This is a genomic window from Frankia sp. R43 (assembly GCF_001306465.1).
GTDB classification, from domain to species: domain Bacteria; phylum Actinomycetota; class Actinomycetes; order Frankiales; family Frankiaceae; genus Parafrankia; species Parafrankia irregularis.
Window position 1 is genome coordinate 404,781 of sequence record NZ_LFCW01000005.1, and the last position, 18,097, is coordinate 422,877.

The 18,097-nt window shown below is 71.4% G+C and carries 17 protein-coding genes; 6 read left to right on the plus strand and 11 right to left on the minus strand.

The features are described from left to right. Positions 1–219: 219 nt before the first annotated feature. The 5 genes from ACG83_RS22660 to ACG83_RS22680 all read right to left on the minus strand — a co-directional run bounded on the left by ACG83_RS22660 (position 220) and on the right by ACG83_RS22680 (position 6,344). Entirely contained in the window at positions 220–891 is a 672-nt protein-coding gene (locus ACG83_RS22660; protein ID WP_054568573.1) for a triacylglycerol lipase, read from the minus strand. Between the two features lie 189 nt (positions 892–1,080). After that, positions 1,081–1,851, minus strand: coding sequence for an SDR family oxidoreductase (locus ACG83_RS22665; RefSeq protein WP_054568239.1), 771 nt, complete (start codon positions 1,849–1,851; stop codon positions 1,081–1,083). A 148-nt stretch (positions 1,852–1,999) separates the two neighbouring features. Beyond that, positions 2,000–3,172 (minus strand): branched-chain amino acid ABC transporter substrate-binding protein, encoded by a 1,173-nt coding sequence (locus ACG83_RS22670; RefSeq protein ID WP_054568240.1) that lies wholly within the window; start codon positions 3,170–3,172, stop codon positions 2,000–2,002. 258 nt (positions 3,173–3,430) lie between these two features. Then, positions 3,431–4,933 carry a CoA transferase gene (locus tag ACG83_RS22675; protein ID WP_054568241.1) on the minus strand — a complete coding sequence of 501 codons (1,503 nt, stop codon included), beginning with the start codon at positions 4,931–4,933 and terminating at the stop codon, positions 3,431–3,433. Between the two features lie 247 nt (positions 4,934–5,180). After that, positions 5,181–6,344, minus strand: a complete 1,164-nt coding sequence (locus ACG83_RS22680; protein WP_054568574.1) for an asparaginase — start codon at positions 6,342–6,344, stop codon at positions 5,181–5,183. A 242-nt stretch (positions 6,345–6,586) separates the two neighbouring features. On the opposite strand from ACG83_RS22680, the gene ACG83_RS22685 reads away from it, so the two are divergent. Together ACG83_RS22685 and ACG83_RS42685 are read left to right on the plus strand one after the other, a co-directional pair. Beyond that, entirely contained in the window at positions 6,587–7,780 is a 1,194-nt protein-coding gene (locus tag ACG83_RS22685) for a thiolase family protein (protein ID WP_054568242.1), read from the plus strand. Positions 7,781–7,982: 202 nt separating this feature from the next. After that, entirely contained in the window at positions 7,983–8,210 is a 228-nt protein-coding gene (locus tag ACG83_RS42685) for a zinc ribbon domain-containing protein (protein WP_076832037.1), read from the plus strand. Between the two features lie 57 nt (positions 8,211–8,267). Here ACG83_RS42685 and ACG83_RS46135 read toward each other — a convergent pair whose 3' ends face one another. The 5 genes from ACG83_RS46135 to ACG83_RS22710 all read right to left on the minus strand — a co-directional run bounded on the left by ACG83_RS46135 (position 8,268) and on the right by ACG83_RS22710 (position 11,620). After that, positions 8,268–8,642, minus strand: a complete 375-nt coding sequence (locus ACG83_RS46135) for a hypothetical protein (protein WP_063793172.1) — start codon at positions 8,640–8,642, stop codon at positions 8,268–8,270. Between the two features lie 9 nt (positions 8,643–8,651). Further along, a complete protein-coding gene (locus ACG83_RS22695) occupies positions 8,652–8,996 on the minus strand; it encodes a hypothetical protein (protein ID WP_054568243.1) in 345 nt (114 codons plus the stop codon). A gap of 443 nt (positions 8,997–9,439) precedes the next feature. After that, on the minus strand, positions 9,440–9,865 hold the full coding sequence (locus tag ACG83_RS22700; protein ID WP_054568575.1) for a DUF2795 domain-containing protein: 426 nt from the start codon (positions 9,863–9,865) through the stop codon (positions 9,440–9,442). 55 nt (positions 9,866–9,920) lie between these two features. Further along, positions 9,921–10,772, minus strand: coding sequence for a metallophosphoesterase (locus tag ACG83_RS22705; protein WP_054568244.1), 852 nt, complete (start codon positions 10,770–10,772; stop codon positions 9,921–9,923). Continuing rightward, positions 10,769–11,620 (minus strand): phospholipid-binding protein, encoded by an 852-nt coding sequence (locus ACG83_RS22710; protein WP_054568576.1) that lies wholly within the window; start codon positions 11,618–11,620, stop codon positions 10,769–10,771. The genes ACG83_RS22705 and ACG83_RS22710 overlap by 4 nt, the downstream gene beginning before the upstream one ends. Positions 11,621–12,506: 886 nt before the next feature. Between ACG83_RS22710 and ACG83_RS22715 the strand changes: the two genes are divergently transcribed. Beyond that, complete coding sequence (locus ACG83_RS22715; protein ID WP_193209761.1) at positions 12,507–13,052, plus strand: MarR family winged helix-turn-helix transcriptional regulator; 546 nt, start codon at positions 12,507–12,509, stop codon at positions 13,050–13,052. Between the two features lie 295 nt (positions 13,053–13,347). Beyond that, positions 13,348–13,869 (plus strand): DoxX family protein, encoded by a 522-nt coding sequence (locus ACG83_RS22720; protein ID WP_054568245.1) that lies wholly within the window; start codon positions 13,348–13,350, stop codon positions 13,867–13,869. Positions 13,870–14,007: 138 nt separating this feature from the next. Here the strand turns inward: ACG83_RS22720 and ACG83_RS22725 are convergent, their stop codons facing one another. Continuing rightward, positions 14,008–14,256, minus strand: a complete 249-nt coding sequence (locus ACG83_RS22725) for a DUF6158 family protein (protein WP_006539984.1) — start codon at positions 14,254–14,256, stop codon at positions 14,008–14,010. 568 nt (positions 14,257–14,824) lie between these two features. Between ACG83_RS22725 and ACG83_RS22735 the strand changes: the two genes are divergently transcribed. Both ACG83_RS22735 and mscL read left to right on the plus strand, forming a co-directional pair. Beyond that, the gene (locus ACG83_RS22735; RefSeq protein ID WP_054568247.1) at positions 14,825–17,170 is read left to right on the plus strand and encodes an Hsp70 family protein; all 2,346 of its coding nucleotides are present in this window, start codon (positions 14,825–14,827) and stop codon (positions 17,168–17,170) included. A 135-nt stretch (positions 17,171–17,305) separates the two neighbouring features. After that, complete coding sequence (gene mscL / locus ACG83_RS22740) at positions 17,306–17,836, plus strand: large conductance mechanosensitive channel protein MscL (RefSeq protein WP_083473463.1); 531 nt, start codon at positions 17,306–17,308, stop codon at positions 17,834–17,836. Positions 17,837–18,097: the final 261 nt, after the last annotated feature.

Genomic DNA, 18,097 nt, shown 5'->3' on the forward strand with positions numbered 1-18,097 from the left:
TTCCGACGGAAGCCAAGGTACCGGAGCAGGGGGGCGATGCCGCCGCCGTGGGCCGGGAAATCAGTGCCGTGACCGGCAGAATCCCAGATCGGGGTTACACCTGCCGGTCACGGCACCGGGAACGGGCACCAGCACGGGCCACGGTCACGTTCCGTCACCGATATCGCCTCGTCGCGACTTCGGCCGGTACCGCATTCGCCGCCTCACTGGGCCCTCGGCTCAGGCGATGAACGCGCGCACTCCGGCGGCCACAGTGTCGTCGTCATGCAGCTCGGAATGGCCCAGGCAGCCGGCGGCGGTATTTGTCGCACCGGTCAGCGCAACACTCGAATCGGGATTGATGGTGTCGTCACACGACGACCACCAGGTGCCGTAGTTGACCGAGCCCGGCGTCTCGTCGGTGGCGTTGAGCGCGTTCAGGAAAGAGGATCCGGGGACCATGTCCGAGCAGGCCGTGAACAGCCAGCTGCACAGGGAGGCGGTGGTGGTGCCGTGATTCGGGCCGCCGAGCGAAACCCAGTCGTCGACGACGGACGTCCCGCCCAGGTTCTTCAGGAAGTAGCGGGAGGACAGCGCGCCCATCGAGTGGGTGACCAGGTCGACCTTGGCCGCGCCGGTGGCGGACCGCACCGCGGCGACCTTACTGGCCAGCTGGTTCGCCGTGGTCACGTTCGACTGGGTCGAGGTGTAGGTGAAGATGGTCAGTTCGGACGCGGAGTAGCCGTGGGCCTGGAAGTCCGCGACCATGTCGGTCCAGGTGGACGTCGAGCCGTTGAAACCGTAGACGAAAATTACCGGGTCGTGGGTCGCCGCGGACGCCGAGGTGCTGGTTCCCAGCAATGCGGTGAACGCGACGGCGAGGGCACCAAGAATTCTGGCTGCTCTGAACACTGAGCCCTTTCCATCGTCGGCTCGGACCCCCGGCGTCCGGACCATTCACCGTGAGATGGAAAGGTCTCGCCGGGGCTCCTGTTGGAGGTCGGATCAGAGCTCGATTCTCACTGCCGGCCCGGGGCATCGCCGCCGGACCATTTCATGTTCACCATCAATTGCACGCCCGGAAATCCGGGTGTCGTTTCGTTACATCGCCGCGACCTTCTGCGTCGGCCGCATCACGATGTCGGTCACCTCGACCCGGCGCGGCAGCTCGACCACGGAATGCACCATCGCCGCCACGTCCTCGGGCTGCATGAGGGCATCGGGATCCCAGTCCCGGCCCTCCGTCTCGAAGATCCTCCGCTGCATCGCGGTGGCCGTCCGCCCTGGCAGGATCGTGCACACCCGTGGCCCCTTCGGCCCGAGCTCGGCGCGCAGGCTGTCCGCGATCGCGCGCAGCGCGTGCTTCGTCGCCGCGTACTGACCGACCGCCGGCCCCGCCGCCAGCCCCTGGGTGGAGTTCACGAAGATGATGTCGCCCAGAGTCCGGGTGAGATCGGGCAGGAGCAGCTGCGTCAGCGCGTACGGCGCCCGCAGGTTGACGGCGTACTGATCGTCGAGATCGGCGAGGCTCGCGATGCTCATCGGGTCGCTGTGGTAAACGCCGGCTGAATGAACGAGCACGGAGACGTCGCCCAGCATTTCCCGCGCGGTTTCGACCAGTCGCTCCCGACCGGCGGGATCGGTGATCTCGGTGGCGAAGACGCGCACGTCGAGCTCGTGACGAGCGGCCTCGGCGGCGAGGCGGGACAACGCGGCGGCGTCCCGCCCGGTCGCCAGGACAGCCGCCCCGGCGGCCGCGAGATCGAGCGCCACCGCATAGCCGATTCCGCTGGAAGCACCGGTCACCACCGCCGCCCGGTCCGCCAGACGGCGCGGGGACGGCGTGTCACCGCTGATCGGCGACCGCACCATGACAGGCAAACAACCCTTACGTTAGTGGAAGGTTCAGCGGGCTCAACCTTACGCCGAATCCAGCACAGTCCGGCCGATCGACCGCCCACGCCACGCAGGGACGACACCCCATCGGTGCCGGAAACGTCCCGACATCCCCGCTGGGGCTTCAGGATCGGAGCAGGTCCGTGATCTTCCCGAGGCTCACGATCTCGCCCTCCTCGACCTTGTACAGGTAGACGGTGGGCACCTTGAGCTCGCCGGTCTCCTCGAACGAGATGTCCCGGGTGACGCCCTTCCAGCTGACGTCCGCGAAGGCACGGGCGACCGCCCGGCGGTCCCCGTCGGGGCCGACGACCCGCAGCGCGCGCACCAGGGCCCTGGTGGCGTCGTACGCCTCGCCCGAGTAGACCCCGGGCTGCGCCCCGCCGTTGGCCGTCTCGAAGGAGGCGACGAAGTCCGCCGCGTTCGCGTCCTCGTGGACGTCCGCACAGGCGCACGAGAAGAACGTTCCCTCGGCGACGTCGGCGCCGGCCCGGGTGACGTACCGCTGGTCCCGCGAACCGTCACCCGACATCACGGTGCCGGCGAAGCCCTTGTCCCGCAACGCCTCGGCGAGCCGGGCGAGGTCGGTGTAGTAGCCGGCGTAGTAGACCACGTCCGGTGCCTCGGCGATGATCCGCTCGGCCTGGGTGGTGTAGTCCCTGGCCGGGTCGATCCCGTCGTGCGTGACATCGACCCCGTCGGAGGTCAGCTCGGCCTCCAGCGCGGTGGACAGCCCGATGCCGTAGTCACCGCGGTCGTCGATCGAGTACACCTTCTTCGCCTCGAGGACGGTGGAGATGTAGTCCGCGACCGCCCGCCCCTGCACGGTGTCCGGGGCGATCGCCCGGTAGAAGGTGGTGAAGCCAAGATCGGTCAGGGCCGGACCGGTCGCGGACGGGCTCACCGAGAGCAGGCCGGCCTCGCTGTAGAGCGGCTCGCTGACCTCGGCGGTGTCCGTCAGCAGCGGCCCGATCACCGCCACCACGTCGGAATCCCGGACGAGGCCGCGCGCCGCACCCGGCGCCCGGTCGGGCGAGCCGCCGTCATCGACCTCGACGAGCTTCAGCCGGAACGGGACGCTGGCGTCGGCGTTCACCTCCGCGACCGCCGTCCGCACCCCGTAGAGGGCGTTGACGCCGAGCTTGCGGTCGTCGCCGGACAGCATGCCCTGAAAGCCGATGGTGATGGTCTTCCTGCCGTCGCCGGGCGAGTCCTCCCGACCGAGCCCACATGCCGTCACGGTCACCGCCGTCACGACGGCGAGGGCGATCGCGCCCATGGCCGGTCGCCTGATCATGTCCTGCGTCGCCTCCGGTTCGCGCCACCACGAAGTCGCAAAACCCAGTCCTACGCGACGACAGGCCTGTGGACGAGACAACCCGGCCCGTTCAGGCGGTCATCGGCGAGCAGGACCTGAGGATCGTGGTTGCTGGAACGACCAGAATCCTCAGATCTTCGCACTGTGGCTACGAGCTGCCGCTGCTCCCGAGCAACACCGAGGCCGGGCCCCGCGGGCAGGGGCAGGGCCGCAGCAGAGGCGTCGGGCAGCGGGCAGCTAGGCCTCGTCCCGGGGCTCCCAGCCTGGCGGGCTGGTGCCCAGTGAGGCTGGCGCCATCGTCCAGCCCGGCGCCCGGCCGCCGACCGTTCCCGGGGGTGCGATGTAGGAGACCTCACCGAACTCGCTGCGCAGCCGCCGGCAGAAGCCCTCCGCGTCGGCTCTGGTCTGGTCAGGCACCGCGAGCGTGTCGCGGTGGCCCAGCTCCTGCAGCCACCGCCCCGCCTGGGCCAGCGACGTCCGGACGTGCCAGCTCCCGCCCTCCTCGCCCCGCCGGGCCAGGGCTGCCAGGACGCCGTAGGCGGCGAGATAGCCGGCCGCGTGGTCGAGCACCTGGGCGGGCAGGAGCCGCGGGCCGTCGTCACCACCAGCCCGCCCCTCCGCCATCGCGATGCCCGAAGCGGTCTGGACGAGGCTGTCGAAGCCACGCAGGCCGCTCCACGGGCCGGTACGGCCGTAGGCGCTGATCGTCGCGACCACGACGCCGGGCCGCAGGCGGGCCAACGCGTCCGGGCCGAAACCCAGGCGGTCCAGCGCACGCGGGCGGTAGGCCTGGATGACGACGTCGACGGTCGAGATCAGCTCCCGCAGCCGGCGTGCGTCCGCGGCGACCCGCAGGTTGAGGAACGCGTTCCGCTTCCCGAAGCCGGTGTCGATGAGCAGTGACCGCTCCTCGGGCAGATGCGCGGCGCCGACCCGCAGCACCTCCGCGCCGTAGCCGGCGAGGGTCCGGCCGCAGACCGGCCCGGCGACGACCCGGCTCAGGTCCAGCACCCGGATGCCCTCGGCCGGCAGGTCGGCCGGTCGAAGCCGGGTCGGCGCGGCCTCCCCGAGCGGCTCGATCTCCAGGACGGGCAGCTCGGCCAGCGCCTTCGCCTGCCGGTGGGACGACCACTCGTCCTCGTCACGCGCCATCGTGGCGCACATGCCCATCGCCTGCAGCTCCAGCTCGAGCGACTCCGCCTCGAAGCGCGCGACCGCTCGTTCGACCTCGGCCCGGTCGTTCGACACGTCGAGCAGCTCCAGGATCCCGGCCCGATGATGCGGGAAGTTGCAGTGCAGCTCGATCCACCGGTCGTCGGCGGTGCGGTAGTAGCCGGAGATCGGGTCCCAGGGCGTCGGCATGGGCCGGCCATCGACCCGCAGATACCGTTCGCTGCGGAACGCCGCGCAGGCGTGCCGGGTATCGATCTCGATCTCCGGTTGGCTCGTCGCATCCAGATCCGCACCCGGCCAGCAGGCAGCGGAACCAGCGGAATCGCCGAAACCAATGGAACTATCGGCACCGTCGGAACCACAGAGGCCACCGGCGCCGGAGTTCCGCGCGACGAGTAACCGGCCGGCGCCCACGGCCGCGGCGGCGACGCTCGCCGTGGCCAGCTCCGTCACCCGGTGCAGACTCGGCAGGACATCCACCGGACCGGTGATGGTCAGCCGGTCCACGACTCCCTGATCGCGGACGAGCGTCGCGACCTGGGCAGCAATCATCGCGTTGTCGGCCATCTCCCCATCCTGTGCAGCGGATCAACAATGCTGCCTGACGCGTAACCGGCCGGACCGCCCGAGTTACCACCACCCCCTGGCCATGTCCCAGAGTGAGGCTTATGTGACGGACAGCATTACACAGCTGTGCCACCACACGCACGCAACGCCGCTTTCGGGCACGTCGCAGGCCTGGACACCGACACATGGCCGGGAGCAGACACCCGACCCGGCACCCGGAATCACACGCCGATGTCACGCACTGTGATCACGCACCCGGCGAGAGGACCACGCGCAGCACACCCACCTCCGCGCCCCCGCCGAACATCTTCGGCGTGCCGAGCTCCTCGACACGGGCCAGATCGGCGGCAGGGTCGGCGCCGAACGCACCGAGATACCGCAACGCGGCGATCAGCACCGGCATCGCGGCACGCTGAGAACCATCCTCGATCTTGACGGCGGCCGCGAACCCGGCCGACGTCGCGGCGACGGACACGCCTTCCGCGCCGTCCTTCGCGATCAGTGACGGCACCGCGAGCATCAGCTCCGTGTCCGGGCGCCCGGGCCCGCCGACGCGGGCGGGGAAGGCGCGCATCGCCGCCGCGACCCGCTGCCTCGGCGACGCCGTTCCCGCCGGCCCCGGCCCCACCGGCCCGGCCCCCGCAGGCCCCGCAGGCCCGGCCGCCGCGAGCGCGAGCTCACGCATCCCGCGTACGAGGCCGAGCAACGGAACGCCGAACAGCGGTGCGCCACAGCCGTCGACGGCGGGGGCCGTCACCGGGCCGCCGACAAGCTCCTCGATCGCGGCCCGGATCCGCTGCTGGAGCGGGTGGTCCGGCTCAAGGTAGCCGCTCACCGGCCAACCGGACCCCACACAGCAGGCGATCATGCCTGCGTGCTTGCCCGAGCAGTTCATCAGTAGTCGTTCGGGGCCTCCCCCGGCGGCGAGATGCCGCTCGTGGGCAAGACGCCCGAGCGGAAGATCCGGCGGGCAGGCCAGGTCGCTCGGCCCCCGGCCGGCCGCCGCCAGCACGGCACGCACGGCCGCCACCTGCTCGGGCTCACCGCTGTGCGACGAGGCCACGATCGCGAGCAGCTCCGGCGGGATGCCGCCTGCAGCGCCGCCCGCGGCGCCGCTCCCACCGCCGGACACGCCCGACACAACCGGCCCGACCGGCCCGACCGGCGTCGCCCCGAAGACCACGTCGAGCCCGGCCGTCAGCATGCCCACGGCCTGCATCGGCTTGACCGTGGAACGCGGCGAGATCACCGCGCTCGGGTCACCGGCGGCCAGCAGCACGGCGCCAGTGGGGTCGAGCCCCACGACGGTTCCCCTGATCCGGCTCTCGACCAGTACGTCGACGCCGGGCGCGCGGCCCCGCAGGATCTCGGCGACGACAGGTGGCGCCGCGCCGTCGGACCCGCCAGCCACGTACCGCTGCGGCCGGCCCTGCTCCGGCGCGGGCTGCCCGGCCCCACCCCGCTCCGGCTCGCGCTGCTCCGACTTCGACACGCTCGCCTCGGACATCCTCATGATCGCGGAGCCGTCATGGGCTCAGGCTACGCGGGCTCGGGGCCTGCGCCACCAGTGAGTTGCCTTTTCCAACCCATAGGTCCAGACTGACCTACATAGTGAGTCTGGTATTCGGACTCACTCGGGAGAAGGAGTCCTCCATGCGTGACGCCGTCATCGTCGAAGCGGTACGGACCCCGATCGGGCGCGGGCGGGCCACCGGCAGCCTTGCCCCGGTCCACCCCATCGACCTGCTGGCCCACAGCATCTCCGCGGTGGTCGAGCGGGCCGGCATCGATCCCGCCCACATCGACGACGTGATCGCCGGCTGTGTCACCCAGACCGGCGAGCAGTCCGCGAACATCGCGCGCTGGGCCGGGCTCGCGGCCGGTCTGCCCGAATCCGTGCCCGCCACCACCGTCGACCGGCAGTGCGGCTCGTCCCAGCAGGCCGTGCACTTCGCCGCGCAGGGCGTGATCGCCGGTGCGTACGACATGGTGGTGGCGTGCGGGGTGGAGTCGATGGGCCGAGTCCCGATGGGCTCGGCGACCCAGCCCGGCGACAGCCGCGGCGTCCGCATCAACGAGCGCTACCCCGCCGGGCTGGTGCCGCAGGGCATCAGCGCGGAGCTCATCGGCGCACGCCGCGGCACTCCTCGCGCGCAGCTGGACGAGTTCGCGCTCGCCAGCCATCAGCGGGCCTTCGCCGCCACCCGGGAAGGGCTGTTCACCCCCGAGATCGCGCCGGTGAAGGTCACCCAGGCGGACGGATCGGTCGTCGAGGTCTCCGCCGACGAGGGGATCCGTCCGTCGACGAGCCTGGAGGCGCTCGCCGGGCTTCGTCCCGCCTACTACGACGAGGCGGCCGCGGCGCGTTTCCCGGAGATCGGCTGGAACGTGACGGCGGGCAACGCCTCACAGATCAGCGACGGCTCCGCAGCGCTGCTGATCACCACCTCGGAACGGGCCCGTGAGCTGGGGCTGCGCCCGCGAGCCCGGCTGCACAGCTTCGCCGTCGTCGGCGACGACCCGTTCCTGATGCTGCGCGGGGTCATCCCGGCGACCCGCCGGGTGCTGGAGCGCTCCGGGCTGCGGCTCGACGACATCGACCTGTTCGAGGTGAACGAGGCGTTCGCCGCCGTCGTCCTCGACTGGCAGGCCGAGATCGGCGCCGCGGCCGAGCGGGTCAACGCACGGGGAGGTGCGGTCGCACTCGGCCACCCGCTCGGCGCCAGCGGCGCCCGGATCATGACGACCCTGGTGCACGCCCTGGAGCAGACCGGTGGGCGCTACGGGCTGCAGACCATGTGCGAGGCGGGCGGACTCGCGAACGCGACGGTTCTCGAGCGCCTGTGACCCTCAGGTGCGCTCTCAGCAGGTGGGCTCTCAGCAGGTGGGCTCTCCGGCGCCGGTGACTCTCCAGGCAGGAGCCAGTGACTCTCCAGGCGCATAAGGGCCTCCAAGCGTCTGTGGCTCTCAGGCGGCTGTGAGGATTCTGGACTGGCCGGGCTGGGTGACTCCGCCCCCGCGGCACCCGGCACCGGCCTATCCTTGCCCTGTGCCCGCCTACGAGTACCGATGCCGTGTCTGTGACGCCTCCTTCGAGGTGCGTCGCGGTATCCACGCTGACACCACCGCCCCGGCGCCGTGCCCCGCGGGCCACCAGGAGACCTCTCGGGTTTTCTCCGCGGTCGCGGTGAGCCGCGGCGCGTCGGCGCCCGCGATGGCGAGCGCGCCCGCGCCCGCGTCCGGTGGCGCCTGCTGCGGCGGAGGCTGCTGCGGCTGACCGGAGGCTGCTGCGGCTGTGTGTGACCTGAGCCGGGGCTGACCCGGACCGGACGAGCTATCGGCCCTGCCGAGACCCGTGCGCGCGTCCTTCGCCTCGCCCCGTGGGCTCCTGGTGCCCGGCTGGCCCCGTGGCCGACTTCGTGGTGGCCGACGACTTCGCGGCGCCTGACGGCTTGGTGGCGGCTGGCTTGGTGTCATGGGTGGACGTCGGAGCCTGACCCGGGGCACGCCGCCGTGAGGCCCGGTTACGGGTCCCCACGTCGACCTGCCGCTCACGCTGGCCGCCGGCCGCGGCCGCACGCTCGGCGATGAGCCGCCGGGTGATGATCTGCATGGTCTCCACCCGCTCGGCCTCGTCGAGACCGCCAGCCAGCGTCACCAGCAGGTCCGAGGATCCCGGTCCACACGCACCGTCCAAGGTCCCAGCCATGCCGGTTCCCTACCCATCTTCTGGGTCGGGCACGCCTGGCTGGGCCGGCCGCGGGCGTGTTCCGCTTCCTCGCCCGCTCCGGCGAGCGGTCCGGCCGGCAGCCAGACGCCGGGTGAGCGTCCGGGCCTCATGCCTCGTCTCGGCGACGGCGGCCCTGGCGCCGCGACGCAGCTGCTCGGTCGGTATCTGCCAGTCGATGCCCGGCCGGCCGAGCACAAGACCGGTCGCGGCGATCAGGACCCAGAAGCCGAGGACGGCGCCCGCGGCGAACAGGTCCAGTGCTCCCAGCAGGGCCGAACAGCCGAGCAGCACAGCCGCTCCGACCAGCGCGAACACCACCGGATGCCGGGCCACCCACCTGGAGCACGAACGGGAGCGGGAGCCGGCGCGCCCGACGGGGCGACGGCGTGCCGTCCCCGCGCCGCGCCCCCGACTGGCACGCTCCCGACCGGGATGTACCGCGATCGGGCTCGGCGGCTGCGGACCGGTGCGGGGACCGGTCGCGGTACGCCCCGACTTCGCGAGCCTCCCGGATCCCGATGCCGCGGAGCCCGCGGACGCCGTAGAGCCCGCGGATGTCGCGGAGCCCGCCGAAGCCCTGGAGCTCGCGGATGCCCCGGCCTTCGCGGGGCGTCGGCGGGGGCTCGGCTGTCGTTCCAGGACAGGACCATCCATGCCAGGCCTGTGCCCAGCGTGAGGGCCGTGTACCAGCCTTGCCGGCAACCTCGGCTGTCTTTCACCCACGTCGTCTCTCACCCAGGTCGCAGGTTTGGATCAGCGGCGGGAGGTCCCGGGCCTCAGTAGCGCCGGGACTCGACGTGCGCGTCAGCCCGCAGCGCACGCCAGAGCTGCCCGAGCGACGTGAACTGGACCCCTTCGGGCGCGCCACCGACCTCGTCGATCACCCGGTCGGGCGCGTGCTGGTGGCGCAGGTGGTCCATCACCTCGTTGCGTTCGGCGGGGAAGACGGCGCGGCCCAGCCACCGGGCCAGCTCGGAGCGTTCCTCCACGTCCGCCGAGGTCATCCCGGGCGGGGCACTGCCGAGGACGCCCGCGCCGTCCGGACGGGCGGCCAGCGCCGAGGTGTCCTCCGCCGGCGGCTCCGGCGACCTCCACTCGCCGACGCGGGTGTCCCGACGCGCGCGGACGAAGCCTGCGACCTCGTGCGCCAGCACCTCGTCGCGCACGGCTCCGTGCTTGGCACTGCCCCGATCCATCGACATGAGCACGCCCCTTCTCGTCTGGTGTTCTGGGCGTACCCGCACCAGCCGGTCATGCTCACCTCGAACGCCACAGATTCGTAGTCGAACTGGCCCGTTCGGGTGACGACGCGGGCCGCCGGCCGGCCGTGGGCCGCTCCGTGGCGTGGTCCGTTGCGTGGTCCGTCGCGGCGGCGGTCCCCCGCGGAGCGCAGGCGGCCTCGTCGACCTCGTACAGCGCGAAGGCCCGGCCGATCACCGGTCTGGCGACGTTGCGGACGGGGACTCCCCCGGCCGTGCGCCCCTTCTCGGTGCCCGCATGGGCATGCCCGTGCAGCGCGAGATGGGCTCGGCCGGCGTCGACCGCCTCCGCCAGGTGGTAGCTGCCGAGGAACGGGAAGATCTCCGGACGCTCCCCGGCGAGGGTGTCGGGCACCGGCGAGTAGTGCGTCAGCGCGATGCGCACGTCGCAGTCGAGGTCGTCGAGGGCGGTGCGCAGGCCGGCGCTGACCTCCTTGGAGTGGCGGATGAACGTCTTCATCAGCGGCTCGCCGAAGTCACTTCCGCTGGCCCCGGCGAAACCACCGCCGAAACCCTTGGTTCCGGCCACCCCCAGGCGCACGGCACCGACCGGCAGCACCGTCCCGGTGCCCTCCAGCGTCCGCACCCCGGCATCGGCCAGCACCGAGACGATCTGGTCCGGCTGGTCACCGTGGTAGTCGTGGTTGCCGAGCACCGCGATCACCGGCACCTCGGCGTCGACGAGCTCCCCCGCCACCACCTCCGCCTCCGCCACCGACCCGTGCTGGGTGAGATCACCCGCGACGAGCAGCACGTCCGCGAGGTCGCCGACCCCGGCCATGCAGGGCGCGAAGGTGCCCGGGGAGTCCGTGCCCAGATGGATGTCACCGACAGCGGCAATTCTGATCATGGCACGGTCTCCACGATCTCCGCTGTCGGCGGCAGCTCCCGGTGCGAGACGGTGACCTTGTTGCGGATCGGCCGGTCGGGGACCAGCTCCGCCAGCACCGCGTCCAGCATGTGCCGGCGGGCCTCCGTCGCGACCTCGCCCCGCACGGTCACCCCCTCCGGACCCACGGCCACCTCCAGCCCGAGCTCGGCCACCCGCGGGTCCTCGGCGAGGCGCTCATGCAGATCACCGGCGAGATACTCCGCGGGCTCGGTGACGTCCAGCCCCGCCGGAGGCGCGGGCACTCCGATGGGTGGCGGAATCAGCTGCAGGCGGGTCGCGATGAGCAACGCGGCCTCGGCGAACGGGGAGTCGGCGGTGGCCCGCCGAACCTGGGCCCAGTCGACCTGTTCCCGCATCGCGCGAATCATCGGAAGTACCCGGCCGAGATCGCAGTAACGCTCGTCCAGCGCGAGCAGGGTCATCTCGAACCAGTCGGTCGCATCGAGGACGGGCATCCGGACCGAATCGACGGACAGGTCACGCGAGCGCGCGAGCATCTCGTCGGTCACCGCCCGGCCGACCGGGTGATGAATGAGATCGACCAGGACGTCACCGTCGTAGACCTTTGTCAACCAGTCCTCAGGTGGGTCCACCGGACGCAGCCCCGCCGAGCGCAGGACGTCCACAGCTGCGGGGACGTCGGACTCACGGAGCATGAAGTCGACGTCGTGGACCGGCTCCGGACCACCACGGGCCCAGCAGGCATAGCTGCCGCCGAGCGCGAAGGGGATCTCGGCCTCCTTCAGCGTCACGGCGACCCGTTTGAGGCTTTCCCGTAGCCCTCGTGGTGCATCATCCATGACCATCGGGGTACCCGCGCCGATGTCGGTGACTCCCCGAACGCCGCATCCGTGTCGGGCGCCCCGCATCATGCCCCGGCGGGACACATCACCGCTAATTCGGACACAAGGTGCCGACCGCACCTCAGTGACACACGCAGCCCTATGGTCGTGTTCACGACACGTAAGCACACGGTCTTCTGCCGGGCGCATCCGCACGAGCATGGCACTGATTCCAGCCGGCAGGTGGTTCCACGAGTACCACCGGTAAGCCATCGCCGCCCTGCGCGCCAAGTACGTCACCCGGAGCGGAGACGAAGAAGTCCTACGTGTTGTTCCCCCGTGGGACCACCGTGACGCACGCATCCCGCCCTTCGGGGACTCTATGCACCACGCCGGAGTCGCTGGACGAAATTTCATGACATAGGTCTGGCTGACATATCTGGTGGGAGCCTTGTGGCCCAGGCAGTGGATCACCTTCCGGACGACCCGCCGCGCGGGCCCTGCCGCACGTCAACGGCCCGCACGGGCTACGCCGAACACGTCACGCTCCCACCCTCGAGCCGGCAAAATGGAACGGCCGGACACACCTCAAGCCGGCCGTGATGACATGTCGGGCACGCCCCACCGGCCGGCGCTGGATGCCCGTGCAGATCCGCGGCACGCCGACCGGTGACCATCCACCGGATATCTTTGGAACGAACAGCGCGGTTTGGAACATGCCGGATGAGTTACCCGTTCCGTGGGGTCATCCCCGTGCGATTCCTCCGGCTTGCCGGCAACGGGCGTAGAGATGCGAGATGATGACCAACGCGAAGCCCCATGCCGTCGGGCGCGCGAACGTCCCAGCCCATCCCAGCCCGACATCCCTGAATGGAACGAAGCCCTGACCCCGCCCGCGTCATCCGCCTATGTGACCATTGAGACCCGTGAGGACGCCGTGAACCAGCGATACCCGGGACCGAGACGGCCGGCCGAGGAGACCGACCCCGGCCGCGCACGGCCCGTAGCTGACCTGTCGACACACCCCGGACAGCTCGCCCGCCGTCTGCAGCAGGTCACATATCAACTCTGGACAGCTGTCGTGTCCACCGAGACGACCCCACCGCAGTTCGTCGTTCTCAACAGCCTGCTCGCCGACCCCGACATCGACCAGCGCACGCTGGGCGAACGGGCGTCACTCGATCGTTCCACCGTCGCCGACGTCGTCGCCCGCCTGGTGCAGCGAGGGCTGATCCGCCGCGTTCGCGACCCGCGCGACGGCCGTCGCAACGTCCTGCGCCTGACGCAGCGCGGCGAGGCCACGCACAGCCAGGTCGCGAGCCGGGTGGAGCGGATGAACGACCTCCTGCTCTCCCCCCTGAACACGGACGAGCGCACCGCGCTGCGTTCCATGCTGACGCGGATCATCGAATCCGTCCCCGCGATCTCGGCGGCAGAGGGCACCGCCGCGGTCTGAGCCGGGTCGGCCTCACCGCCAGAAGAGCAACCACTCGAAGTAGTGAGGCCGACACCCGCCGCCGGGCGCCCCACCACCGGGCGCCCTGCCCCCAGGATCGTTCTGGCACCCGCGCCCGCGCCCACGCGGCAAACCCCGACCAGCCACACCCGCACCGCCTCGCACCGGGCCGATGGGGCCTCCTGCGCGCAAGCTGTCGAATCTGCGGCGAAGTAACGCTAGCGTCTGCAGTCATCCGACCAGACCAGTGCTGACAATCGTCAGCTGGTCCTTACGCCCAGGAGAGGAAGGTCCCGTGACCTCGCCCGACACCGCGGCGCTCGTTCTCAGAGTCGTCGTCGGCCTCACGATCGTCGCGCACGGCTACAACCACCTCTTCGGGCCGGGCGGCGTGCAGGGCACCGCGGGGTGGTTCTCCAGCATGGGCCTGCAGCCGGGCATCGTGCATGCCTGGACGTCCGGCCTGCTGGAGCTCGCCGCCGGGTTCGGCCTCGCCTTCGGGTTCCTGACCCCGTTCTCCGCGGGCGCGATCATCGGAACCATGGTGGTGGCCGGCATCACCGCGCACCGCACGAACGGCTTCTTCATCTTCAAGCCGGGGCAGGGCTATGAGTACGTCCTGATGATCGCGGTGGTGTGCGCCGGCATCGCCATCCTCGGGCCGGGCAAGGCCTCACTCGACAACGTCATCGGGATCGAGGACCTCAACGGCTGGGCGGGTGGGCTCATCGCCGTCCTGCTGGGTGTCCTCGGCTCGGCCGGACTGCTGGCGACCTGCTGGCGGCCCGGCAAGCCGGCCTCGTCGACCTCCTCCTGAGCCGACCCCGTCGGGAGCCGGTCCTTTTCTGGCCCGGCCTCCGACCCGGCGCTTCGCTGAGCGGGCTCCTTCGGTGAGCCGCCGCCGGTCGCGGGTGCGGGTGCGCATCCACCGGCGGCAGCCCGCCGAGGAAACGCCCTAGGCCGGAACTCCGGCCGCCCGGCGGCGGCCAGCCCTGGTCCTGCGTGGATCCGGGCTCGCCGCGTCCGGGAAGCGGCGCAGGTACTCGCGCTCCAGTTCCAGCATGCGCTGCGTGTGCGTTTCGAACGCGTCCTCGCTGCCGGTCAGAAACGTGTCATGCCTGGTCAGGTGCAGATGGCGCACTTCGCGGACGAGATCGGCGTCGGTCAGTTCGGGCGCGGGGATTCCCTCGGGGCGATGGCTCATGAAGCACCAGTACCCGCGTCGGTCGCGGGAAAGCCCAGGCGGGAAAGCCAGCCGGACACCAGCCCGGGAATGAGATCCGGGCCGGGCGGCGGTGGCACCGGATCCGGCAGCGGACCGGGCGGCACCGGATCGGGGTCGGGCCCGGGCAGCACCGGATCCGGACCCGGCCCGGGAGGTGCCGGATCAGGCCCCGGGCCCGGCGGCACCGGGTCGGGCAGTGGCCCGGGTGGAATGGGATCGGGCCCCGGGCCGGGCGGCCTGACCGCGCGCCGGGGTTCCGTTTCCGCCGAGATCGCGATGTGCATGGCTGAAACCTCCCTAGGATCGCCGACGCTGCGCGACGACGTCCCGCGACGAGGTGATCTCCCTTGGTCGCGTACCCAGTCGAACAGGTCGCACACCCGGCCCGCCGAACCACTCGCGCAAGTGCGTCGCTACGATTCCCGGAAGACCTGGGTCATCTCCGGACATCACGCCGCACGCGAACGGTCGGGCCTCCGACCAACGGTGAATCATTCGCCCGGCGCTCCGGGCGGCTCGGGCCGCGACCGTCAACGGGAGGGTGCCGGTGGGAGAGCCGATCCTCGCGATCGACTTCGGCACCTCCAGCGCGTCGGCGGCCCTGGTGGTCGACGGCCAGGTCACCGCGATCCGGGAGCCGGCGAGCGGTGCCGTCGCCTGGCCTTCGTCCGTTCTCGCCGACGGTGACTCCGTCGTCGTCGGCACGCTCGCGGAACGCCGCAAGCGGATCTGGCCCGGCGCCTACCACGGCGGCATCAAACGCGGGCTGACCCGCAACGCCGCCATCGTGCTCGACGGCCGCAGCCACGCACCGGCCGCGCTGGTCACCGCGGTGCTGGCGGCACTGCGCGCGGAGGCCGAGGCCCAGCTCGACGGCACCGCGCTGCACCGGGCGGTCATCACCGTGCCCGCCAGCTACGACCCGGCCGGCCCGCTGCGCCGGGCGATGATCGCCGCGGCCGAGGAAGCCGGTTTCGTCGACGTCGACCTGCTCGCCGAGCCGGTGGCGGTCGCCTGGGCACCGCTGGGCGCCGGCGGCCCGCGGCCCGGCGACCTGGTGCTGGTGTACGACCTCGGCGGCGGCACGTTCGAGGCCGCGCTGCTGCTGATCGGCGAGGCCGGCCGGCACGAGCTGCTCGGGCACAGCGCACTGCACGACTGCGGCGGCCGGGACTTCGACCAGCTGCTGTTCGACGAGATCCTCGGCCACTACGGGCCCGGCCTGGAGCCGCTGCTCAACCCGAGCGGTGTCGGCGAGGTGTTCCAGACCGCCGCCAGCCGCACCCGCCACGAGCTGCTCGACTTCGCTCGCGCGGTCAAGCACCAGCTCACCGACGTCGCGTTCGTCGAGGACGTCTTCAGCCCCGCCGGCCTGCTCGTCAGCCTGGACCGGGACCGCTTCACCAAGCTGGCCTCCCCCACCCTGGCCCGGACGATGGCCTGCTGCCAGCATCTGCTGGAGTCCAGCGGAGTCTCGCCGGAGAAGCTCGACGGGGTGCTGCCCGTCGGCGGCGCGTCCCGGATGCCGGTGGTCACCGAGATCCTCGCCGGGCGGCTCGGCGTCGGCACCGACTGGCCGGCGCAGCATGTCTTCGCCGCGCCCGACCCGGACCAGGCCGTCGTCCTCGGTGCCGCGTCCTGGGCGGCCACGGTGTCGACCCGCCGGATGGTCGCGGCCCGGCCCGATCCGGTGGTGCAGCCGGCCCGCTGGGACATTCCAGGTGGGCGGGCCACGATGGTGCGATGGCTGGTCGAGCCCGGTGCGCGGTTCGACGCCGGCGCGGTGCTCGCCCGGGTGCGGCTCAGCGACGGCGCCCTGTTCGACCTGGCCTCGGAATCCCCCGGCAGTCTCGTCGAGACCCACGCCGAGCCCGGTGCCTCCGTCCGGGACGTCGACTGGCTCGCGACCACGCTGCCGTCGGCTCCGACGCCCGTCGGCACCGCGCTGCCCGCCGACCTGCGCGGCTTCGAACGCACCAGCCGCCCGTCGAGACACGTAGAGGTCACGTCCCGACTGACCCTGAGCGGCCACGAACGCGACGTCACCTGCGCAGCATTCTCCCCCGACGGCCAACTGCTGGCCACCACCAGCAAGGACGGCGCCCGGCTGTGGGACGCCGGCACCGGCCGCGCCGCCGGCCAGCTCAACGGCCGGCGCATCTCCGGCCTGCACGGCTGCGCGTTCTCCCCCGACGGGCGCCTGCTCGCCACCACCAGCTACGACAAGACCGCGCGGATCTGGGAGCTCGCGACCGAGAAGCAGACCCTGACCCTCAACGGCCACAAGGGACCCGTCTACGGCTGCGCGTTCTCCCCCGACGGGCGCCTGCTGGCCACGGTCAGCACGGACCGCACCGTCCGGCTCTGGGGCGTCTCGACCGGCACCTGCATCGCCACCCTCGCCGGGCACCGCGGCTCCGTCTACAGCTGCGCGTTCTCCCCCGACGGCCGCCTGCTCGTCTCGGCCGGCGCCGACCAGACCCTGCTGTGGGACGTCACCAACGGCGAGACGGTGCACCACCTCGACGGGCACACCAACTACGCCAACGGCTGCTCGTTCTCCCCCGACGGCCTGCTGCTCGCCGCGACCAGCAACGACGGCACCCGCCTGACGGACACCCCGACCGGCTCGACCACGCTCACGCTGCCCGGTTCGGCGCAGAGCTGCGCCTTCTCCCCCGACGGCCTGCTGCTCGCGACGGCGAGCACCGACGACACCGCCAAGCTGTGGGACGTCGCCACCGGCACCGCGGTGGCCACCCTGACCGGGCACACCAGCACGGTCATGGCCTGCACGTTCGCCCCGTTCGGCCTGGTGCTGGCCACCACGAGCACCGACAAGACCGCCCGCCTCTGGGACATCTCATACACACCGGACACCACAACCCGCTGATTCAGCGATTCGGGTGGAGAGCTGGCGTTTTGGTCTCAATCAGGCCCCTATAACCTGCCGACGGCAGACATACGGGGAACCGGGCAGGTCAGCCTGCGATCGGGGCCCAGCAGCGAGTGGTGCGGAGGAGCGGGCATGTCCGGATGGCAGAGTGCGGCGAGCAGGGGACGCGGTGTGGTCGAGACCCCCACCCGGCTGATCGGCCCGGGGCTGCGGGGCTTCAAGCAGTTCCTGATGCGCGGCAACATCGTCGACCTGGCCGTCGCGGTCGTCATCGGCACGGCGTTCACCGCCGTCGTCAAATCGCTGGTGGACAACATGTTCACACCGCTGATCGCCGCGATCGGCGGTGAACCGGACTTCTCCAAGCTGCACTTCAAGATCAACGGAAGTGTCTTCAACTACGGGCAGTTCCTCAACGATGTGATCTCGTTTCTCGTCGTGGCCGCGGTGATCTACTTTGTGATCGTGCTGCCCATCGCGAAGGCGAACGAGATGCGGCGCCGCGGTGAGCCGCAGGCGAAGGCGGACGAGCCGGCGGTCAGCGACGAGACGCGGCTGCTCACCGAGATCCGTGACCTGCTCGCCGCGGGCAACGGCCCGGCGGGTGGCGGTATCGGCCCGGCGGGTGGCCCCACCTACACTCCGCCGGCACCGCGGGCCTGACCCGGAGCCCGGCCTGGGACGGGCCGCGCGGGCAGCGGGCCGCGCCGCCCGTACCAGTCACACAGAACAGAGCCACGCACAGAACAGAGCCACGCACAGTACCGGCAATTCGCGTCAAGCGTGACCAAAAGGGGCGCCAGATCGTCTGGCGAGTCGCAAGAAAGAAGGATTTCGGTCACCGGAACAACCAAAATCGTTCACCCTTGCGACTCGCCAAAGCGGGCTACCGGGCGCTCAGACGTCCGGGCACGCGGAACCGCA